Raw genomic sequence first — 7,867 nt, forward strand, 5'->3', positions numbered from 1 at the left:
GGGTGAGGTTCCCAGGGGCAGCGAGTCGCTGTGGGCAGGCGTCCCCGAGGTCCTCCCCGAGACACTTCCCGACGCCTTCTCCAAGTGCCACCACGCGCCCCCGCACCCTCCCACGCCACCGCGCATGTTGGCCGAACACAAGCCCCTCTGCCTTGCCGAGAGCCCTTGACAGTGCCTCGGTGCGCGTCAAATCTGAGGTCCAGAGCCGCCGCTCGGCAGAGGGAGGCGATGATGCCTGCAGCGCGGGAATCCCTGTTGGACGCCGCCTACACGGCGCTCGCGCGCCGTCCGTGGCCCGCCGTGCGCATGGTCGACGTCGCCGCCGTGGCCGGAGTGTCCCGGCAGACGCTCTACAACGAGTTCGGCAGCAAGGAGGGGCTCGCGCGCGCCCTGGTGCGCCGTGAGGCCGATGCCTATCTCGCCGGTGTCGACCGGGCGCTGGCCATACCCGCCGATCCCCGCGAGCGCCTGGCCGCCGTTGCAGAGTGGACCGTATCGGCCGCACGCGGCAACGCTCTCATCAAGGCCATGCTCACCGGCTGCTGGAGCGAACGTCTGCCCTCGCCCACGCTCACCGCGGTGCCCTCGTCGTCCGCGGTGCCCGCACAGCGCCGCGCCGACGGCCCCCTGCCCTCACCCGCCGACTTAGTGGCCCTGGCCCGCGACCGTGCGGTCGCCGTCCTCTCCGGCCCCGGCAAGACCGACGCGGCGGAGTTGGCCCGCTCCTGCGAACTCGTCGTCCGCCTGGCCCTGTCCTGCGTGTCCGCGCCCCCGGGCGAGGGCGGCGTCACGGCACTGGTGCGCACCGTCCTGCCACGGCACCCGACACGCTCGGGGTGAGCTCAACGAGTCCTCGACGAGTCCTCAACGGGCCCTCAGTCAGTGCACAATCAGTGCTCAACCAGTGCACAATCAGTGCTCAGCCAGTTCTCAACTAGTGTGCCGAACCCGACAGTTGGAGCCCGATGACCCCCACGATCACCAGCGTGATCGAGACGAGCTTCAGCGTGGACACGATGTCGCCGAGGAAGACCATGCCGTAGATCGCGGTGCCGGCCGCCCCGATGCCCGTCCACACGGCGTAGGCGGGGCCCACGTCGAGTTTCTTCAGCGAGAGGGTCAGCAGGCCGAAGCTGCCGAGGGCGAAGGCGCAGAACGCGACGGTCGGCCAGAGTCTGGTGAAGCCGTGCGACAGCTTCAGGCAGACGGCGAAGCCGGTCTCCAGTATCCCCGCAACGATGACCAGCAGCCACGCCATGTCTCGTCCTCCCGCGTCCCCACGTTCCGTGACCGCTTCGTCTGACTTGGATCGGCTCGGTGCGATTATGCACTTACCGGCCAGGTATGAAGGCAAACAACGCAGAGGTCAGCCGCCTTCCCGTCAGTCGCCTCCCCTGTCGGCGGCCTCTCTGTCAGTCACCTTCGTGCCGCTCCCGTGTCGCCAGCAGTCGGCGCAGGGAGTACAGGCGGGCCGGGTCCGCATGCCCCGTCGCCACCCACTCGTCCAGCGCGCAGTCCGGTTCGTCATGACTGCACGCACGGGGACAGCCCTCGGTTCCCGGTTCCAGGTCGGGGAAGGCGTGGATCACGCGCGACGGATCGATGTGCGCCAGACCGAAGGACCGTACGCCCGGGGTGTCGACCACCCAGCCGTCCGACTCCGTCAGGGGCAGCGCCAGCGCCGACGTCGTCGTGTGGCGGCCGCGGCCGGTCACCGCGTTGACGTGTCCGGTGCTGCGGCGTCGTTCCTCGGGTACGAGTGCGTTGACCAGCGTCGTCTTGCCCACGCCGGAGTGGCCGACGAACGCCGTGATCTTGCCGTCGAGCTGTTCGCGTACCCGGCCCGCCGCGTCGCCGTTCTCCAGCTCCTCGCGGCTGGTGACGACGTAGGGGATGTCCAGGTCGCCGTACAGCTCCAGGAGTTTGTCGGGCGGGGCCAGGTCCGACTTCGTCAGCACCAGCAGAGGCTCCAGTCCGCCGTCGTACGCCGCGACCAGACAGCGGTCGATGAGGCGAGGGCGGGGCTCGGGGTCGGCGAGGGCGGTGACGATGGCGAGCTGGTCGGCGTTGGCGACGACGACGCGCTCGAACGGATCGTCGTCGTCGGCCGTGCGCCGCAGCACCGAGGTGCGGTCGGCGATACGGACGATGCGGGCGAGCGTGTCCTTCCTGCCGGAGAGGTCGCCGACCAGGGCCACGCGGTCACCGACCACCGCGGCCTTGCGGCCCAGCTCGCGGGCCTTCATCGCCATGACCACGCGGTCCTCGACGAGGCAGGTCAGCCGGCCGCGGTCGACAGTGAGGACCATCCCGTCGGCCGCGTCCTCGTGCTTGGGGCGGATGCTCGAACGGGGACGGTTGCCCTTGCGGCTGGGGCGGACCCTGACGTCGTCCTCGTCGGTGTGCTTGCCGTAGCGGCGCATGATCCCGGTCCGCCCGTCAGTTCCCGAGCATCCCGGTCCACAGGTCGGGGAAGTCCGGGAGGGTCTTGGCCGTCGTCGCCACGTTCTCGATCTGCACGTCCTTCACCGCGAGGCCGATGATCGCACCCGCGGTGGCCATGCGGTGGTCGTCGTACGTGTGGAAGACACCGCCGTGCAGCGGGCGCGGGCGGATGTGCAGGCCGTCGGCGGTCTCCGTGACATCGCCGCCGAGCTCGTTGATCTCCTTGGTGAGCGCGGCCAGCCGGTCCGTCTCGTGCAGGCGCAGGTGGGCCACTCCGCGCAGCGTCGAGGGGGAGTCGGCGAGGGCCGCGACCGCGGCGATGCCGGGAGTCAGTTCGCCGACCTCGCCCAGGTCCACGTCGATGCCGTGGACCGCGCCCGAGCCGGTGAACTCCAGCCCGTACTCGGTGAGTTCGCAGGTACCGCCCATCTCGGTGAAGATCTCGCGCAGTTGGTCGCCCGGCTGGGTGGTGCGGGCGGGCCAGTCCGGGACGATGACCCTGCCACCGGTCACCAGGGCCGCGGCCAGGAACGGCTGGGCGTTCGACAGGTCCGGTTCGATGGTCAGGTCGCGGCCCAGCAGCGCGCCCGGCGTCACCCGCCAGACGTTCGGCTCGCCGCCCGACTCGGGGGTGTCCACCTGGGCGCCGACCGCGCGCAGCATGTCGACCGTCATACGGATGTGAGGGAGGGAGGGCAGCGTCGAGCCGGTGTGGCGCACCTCGACGCCCTGGTTGAAGCGCGGCCCGGACAGCAGCAGGGCCGACACGAACTGGGAGGACGACGACGCGTCGATCTCGACCCGGCCGCCGTCCAGTGCGCCGCTGCCGTGGACCGTCAGCGGGAGCGCTCCCCGGCCGTCGTCGTCGATACGGGCACCGAGGACGCGCAGGGCGTCGATCACGCCGTTCAGAGGGCGCTCGTACGAACGGGGGTCGCCGTCGAAGCGGATGGGGCCGTCGGCGAGGGCGGCCACCGGGGGCAGGAATCGCATCACCGTGCCCGCGTTCCCGACGTCCACCGTGGCGGGACCCTGCAGACCCGTGGGCAGCACACGCCAGGCCTCGCCGGCGCCGTCCGGGCCGCCCGCGGCGGAGGAGCTGGACGACACCGTCTCCTCGATCTCCACACCCATCGCGCGCAGCGCGGCCGCCATCAGCAGCGTGTCGCGGGACCGCAGCGGGCGGCGCAGCCAGCCGGGCTCGGAGGCGAGGGCGGCCAGCACCAGTGCGCGGTTGGTGACCGACTTGGACCCGGGCACGTGGACCGTCGCGTCGACGGCTCCGCTCGCGTGCGGGGCGGGCCAGAGGGCGGTGTGTGCGTTGTTCGGGGCCATGGGCCCCACTTTAGTGGTCGGCTCTCTTTCGGGTGCGACGCCGTCGTCGCTGGTCGCTCCCCCAAGCTCTCGGCTTCGGTCGAACAGGGGGACCCCGTCGCGGCGGAGCCGCACATCGACGGAGCCGCACATCGACACAGCCCCGCGCGCTTACAGCCACGTGCGCCTACAGCCCCACGTGCCTTACGGGCCGCAGCCTCCACTTCGGAGGCGCTGCCTCACACCTCCAGCAGCCACCGACCGCCGCCCAGCAGCGAGCACAGCGACACCGCGTGGAAGAAGAACAGCCACATCGCCGCCGGTGCGTGTGTCAGCCGTGCCAGCTGGTCCGCGTCCGAGTCTCCCGCGCCACCCCGGCGCCGCTTGGCCTGGAGTTCGAAGGCCGGCCGTACGCCGCCCAGCAGCAGGAACCACACCACCACGTACGCGAACGCCGCCTGCACCTGGGTCCCGGCGAGCCAGGACACCAGCACGAACGTGCCGCCGGTCACCAGCACCGTGACCGCCCCGTACGCGTTGCGAATCATCACCAGCATCGCCACGAGCAGCAGCGTCGCCAGCCACAGCAGCGCGGTGATGTGCCCGGCGGCGAGTAGCGCGGCACCGCCGAGGCCGAGCAGCGGGGGAGCGGTGTAGCCCGCGGCCGCCGTGAGGATCATGCCGAGCCCGGTCGGCTTGCCCCGGCTGACCGTGAGACCGCTGGTGTCCGAGTGCAGACGTATGCCCGTGAGGGTGCGGCCGGTGAGGAGTGCGACCAGTCCGTGGCCGCCCTCGTGGGCGATGGTGATGGCGTTGCGTGAGAGCCGCCAGATGCCCTGCGGGACGATCGCGACGAGCGCGACGACCGCGGTGACGATCACTACCCACAGGTCGGGGTCGGGCTGGGTTCCGAACACCTCGTCCCAGAGGTCGGCCAGCGAGGTGGTGTCCATGTGGGGGTTGGCTCCCTTGGTCGCATCGATAGTCACATCGATAGAGGGGCGGTCGGGTGACGGGTGGCCTGGCAGTGTGGCACGTCTGCGCGGACGGTATCTGAGACGCTGAGTCGGCAGCGATCGTTCCTGGCAGTAAATGCGCAGGTCACAGCGCTAGATGCCGGAGTGGACCGGGGGCCATGCGCTACCGGTGCTGACTGTGTGCCGGCTGTGTGCCGGGCTGGAGGCACCTGAGATCACCCCGGGAAAGGCGTCCCGTCCCGTGCCGGGTCGGTGGTGCGCGGGAACGCGGCGGCGGCAGCACGTACGCGTTCGCGTCCCAGGCGGGCGCGGTAGCTGAGCAGGCTGATCGGACGGCCGCGGCGCAGAGGCGTCACGGAATGTCCGTGTGCGCGACCTCTCCCTTGCCGCACCCGCAACTGTCTCGCCGTACGACCGTCACGGGGAGCATCAGTGACACCGGCTCGGTATCGCGTGCACCGCTCAGCCGCTTCACCAGCAGTTCCACCGCCTCCTCGCCCATGCGCAGCATCGGCTGATGCACGGTGGTCAGTGCCGGGCGTACCAGGCGGCTGAGCGGAATGCCGTCGAAGCCCGTGACGGCCATGTCTTCCGGAACCCGCAGACCCCGCTTCTCCAGCGCGTGCAGGGCACCGACGGCCATCTGGTCGTTCGCGAACACCAGGGCCTCGGGGCGCTCACGGTCCGGGGCGCACAGGGCGTCCACGGCGCGTGCGCCGTCCGCCTGTCTCATCATCCGCACCCGCAGATCGGGCTCGGGCCCCACGTTCAGCCTGCCGTCCCGGCACGCTTCGAGGTACCCGCGGAAACGGGCCTCCACGTCCGGCGACTCCTCCGCGGAGCCGATGTACGCGAGCCGGCGCAGGCCGTGGTCCTCGATGAGGTGCCGGGTCAGCTCCTTCTGGCCGTCGAAGTTGGCGACCTCGATGTGGTCCAGATGGTCCAGATGATCGGTGCCTTCACGGGGGCCGGCCAGCATCACCACGGGCTGACGGCGGGAGATGACCTCCAGGTCCTCCGTGGGCACGGTACGGGCGAGCGCCGCGAACCCGTCGACGCGGCCGGCGACCTTGGCCACCAGGCTCTCCGGCCCTCCCTTGAGGGACGCGGCGATCAGCAGCGCGTAACCGTGGCGGCGTGCTGCCCGTTCCATGCCCCGGATGATCTGGTCGGAGTAGAGCATGGCCGCGTCCTCGTCCTCCGCCTCGGTCGCCTCGGTGTCCGGGTCGGAGTAGTCCGGGAAGCAGAGGCCGAGGATGCCGGTGGAGCGGCTGGCGAGCCCACGGGCGTTGCCGCTGGGTACGTAACCGAGTGCACGGGCCGCCGTCAGTACGCGTTCACGTGTCTCGGCGCGGACGGAGTCCGGATTGCGGTACACCCGGGACACGGTTGCGATGGACACCCCGGACCGTGCGGCGACGTCGTACACCGTTGGGGCAGAGCTCACGAAAAGGGACTCCCGAGGCGACGGGTATGCGCGCGCATACGATTGTAAGCGCATTCATCCTAGATCTCGTCTAATCCGCGGGCAAGCGATACGTGGCTCGGCCGGGGTCGGGGCGACGCTGCGGTGGGGCGATGCCACGGCGGAGCGATGCCACGGCGGAGCGATGCTGCGGTGGGGCGGCGCTGTGGCGGGCTGCGCCCCGCCCGGGGCGAGGCGCAGCCCGACCGAGAGTTCAGATGCTGAAGCGTTCCTTGGCCAGCGTGGGCCGCACCCGGGACTGGAAGCCGCCCGTGCGGAAGGGGCGTTGCAGGAGGCCGGGGCGCAGGTGCTGGGCCAGGGCGGCAGCGATCATCCCCTGGTCCAGGGCGAGAACGAAGTCGCTGACGCGGCCCGTCGTGACGTTGACGGAGTCGCGGAAGCCGTAGCGGTCGTCGTAAGCGCCGAAGTCCCGGGCGAGGGCCCGGAGGTTGGCGATGGCCTCTTCGGGTGCCTGGGGCAGGGCCAGGAAGGAGGCGTGGGGAGTGACGACGCCGAGGCTGTTGTAACCGTCCTCCTGCATGCCGATCGCGTCGACGCCGTACTCGCGGTATCCCCCCTCGGGGATGTTGGCGGGCGAGAAGCCCCAGTAGCCGTACTTCTCCTCGATCAGGCCGTGTTCGATCTGGCTGCGCACATAGCGCTGGTGGGTGGTGCCCCAGGAGTTCGGTGACCACTCCGCCTCGGGCACGAACAGGGGCACCATCAGGGCCTCGAACATCGATCCGCCCCAGGTGGGAACGAGCTTGCGGCCCCGGTAGGTGTAGTGGCCCTGCCAGACGCGTACGCCGTCGATGGTGACGTAGGAGCCACCGGGCTGCTGTTCCTGTCCCCACTCCGGCAACAGGGTGCGGTACATGTGCCAGTAGTGGTCGGTGGGCAGCGAGCCGTCGGCGATGCCGAGGTAACTGGCCATGCGCGGCTCGGTGTTGAGGGCTCCGTAGTGGTGGCCGGTGGGTTCGCCCTTGCCGGGCTTGTCGGGCCAGTAGCCGCCGCGCATCTGACCGGGGCCGGCGAACGGGTCCGCCGGGTCGAAGGGGGTGTAGTAGTACGACCAGTCTGCTCCGTCGAGGAGCCGGGCTATGCGCGGACGCAGCGCCGGATCGGCGTCGGCGGCGATCTTCAGGCCGGTGACCAGCCAGGCGTTGTCGACGGTGGACAGGAACGGGCGGACGGTGCTTCCGCTCTCCGGCCATGTCGTGAGGACCGAGCCGTCGTGGGCGTCGTACCAGTTGAACCAGAAGCCGTGGGCGCGTTCGAGCCGCTCCACGGCCGTGACCGTGCGGACGAGGCGGTCGTGCATGACCGAGGGGGAGATGACGCCGAGGCCGGCCGCGGCCACCGTGGACCACAGCCCGCAGCCGATGTTGGTCGGGGAGGTCTGCGTCGAGGGGACGGGCGTGCCGGTGCCGCTGACGTCGATCTTGTCCGCGGTCAGGCCGAAGGCCGTGGTCATGGCCGTCATCGAGCGGTAGGTGGCTTCGAACCAGGTGCGCAGCGTCTCGGTGTCCGAGGCGGCACGGGAGGCCGTGTCGGCGAAAGCGGAGGGACCGGTGACGCCGGCGGCCGCTGCCGCCGCGGTGGCAGCCGTGAGGAAACGACGGCGGTTCATACGGGATCAACTCCTCTGAGGGGAGGGGAGGGGAGG

General features: G+C 70.7%; 8 protein-coding genes. 1 reads left to right on the forward strand and 7 read right to left on the reverse strand.

The features are described from left to right. Positions 1-231 precede the first annotated feature (231 nt). Positions 232-840, forward strand: coding sequence for a TetR/AcrR family transcriptional regulator (locus FPZ41_RS42585; RefSeq protein WP_152869783.1), 609 nt, complete (start codon positions 232-234; stop codon positions 838-840). A 94-nt stretch (positions 841-934) separates the two neighbouring features. Here FPZ41_RS42585 and FPZ41_RS42590 read toward each other — a convergent pair whose 3' ends face one another. The 7 genes from FPZ41_RS42590 to FPZ41_RS42615 form a co-directional block, all read right to left on the reverse strand. Then, positions 935-1,258 (reverse strand): DMT family transporter, encoded by a 324-nt coding sequence (locus tag FPZ41_RS42590; RefSeq protein ID WP_131571583.1) that lies wholly within the window; start codon positions 1,256-1,258, stop codon positions 935-937. 154 nt (positions 1,259-1,412) lie between these two features. Beyond that, the gene (gene rsgA / locus FPZ41_RS42595) at positions 1,413-2,423 is read right to left on the reverse strand and encodes a ribosome small subunit-dependent GTPase A (protein ID WP_152869785.1); all 1,011 of its coding nucleotides are present in this window, start codon (positions 2,421-2,423) and stop codon (positions 1,413-1,415) included. Between the two features lie 16 nt (positions 2,424-2,439). Further along, the gene (aroA, locus tag FPZ41_RS42600) at positions 2,440-3,780 is read right to left on the reverse strand and encodes a 3-phosphoshikimate 1-carboxyvinyltransferase (RefSeq protein ID WP_152869787.1); all 1,341 of its coding nucleotides are present in this window, start codon (positions 3,778-3,780) and stop codon (positions 2,440-2,442) included. Positions 3,781-3,998: 218 nt separating this feature from the next. After that, entirely contained in the window at positions 3,999-4,712 is a 714-nt protein-coding gene (locus tag FPZ41_RS42605) for a M50 family metallopeptidase (RefSeq protein ID WP_152869789.1), read from the reverse strand. Between the two features lie 239 nt (positions 4,713-4,951). Next, positions 4,952-5,092 carry a hypothetical protein gene (locus tag FPZ41_RS47590; protein WP_194236413.1) on the reverse strand — a complete coding sequence of 47 codons (141 nt, stop codon included), beginning with the start codon at positions 5,090-5,092 and terminating at the stop codon, positions 4,952-4,954. After that, positions 5,089-6,237, reverse strand: a complete 1,149-nt coding sequence (locus tag FPZ41_RS42610) for a LacI family DNA-binding transcriptional regulator (protein WP_152869791.1) — start codon at positions 6,235-6,237, stop codon at positions 5,089-5,091. Before FPZ41_RS42610 ends, FPZ41_RS47590 begins: the two co-directional genes overlap by 4 nt. Positions 6,238-6,415: 178 nt before the next feature. Further along, positions 6,416-7,831 carry a glucoamylase family protein gene (locus FPZ41_RS42615; protein WP_152869793.1) on the reverse strand — a complete coding sequence of 472 codons (1,416 nt, stop codon included), beginning with the start codon at positions 7,829-7,831 and terminating at the stop codon, positions 6,416-6,418. Between the last annotated feature and the right edge of the window lie 36 nt (positions 7,832-7,867).

The sequence above is a fragment of the Streptomyces acidicola genome (genome assembly GCF_009377235.1).
In the GTDB taxonomy this organism is placed as follows: Bacteria; Actinomycetota; Actinomycetes; order Streptomycetales; family Streptomycetaceae; genus Streptomyces; species Streptomyces acidicola.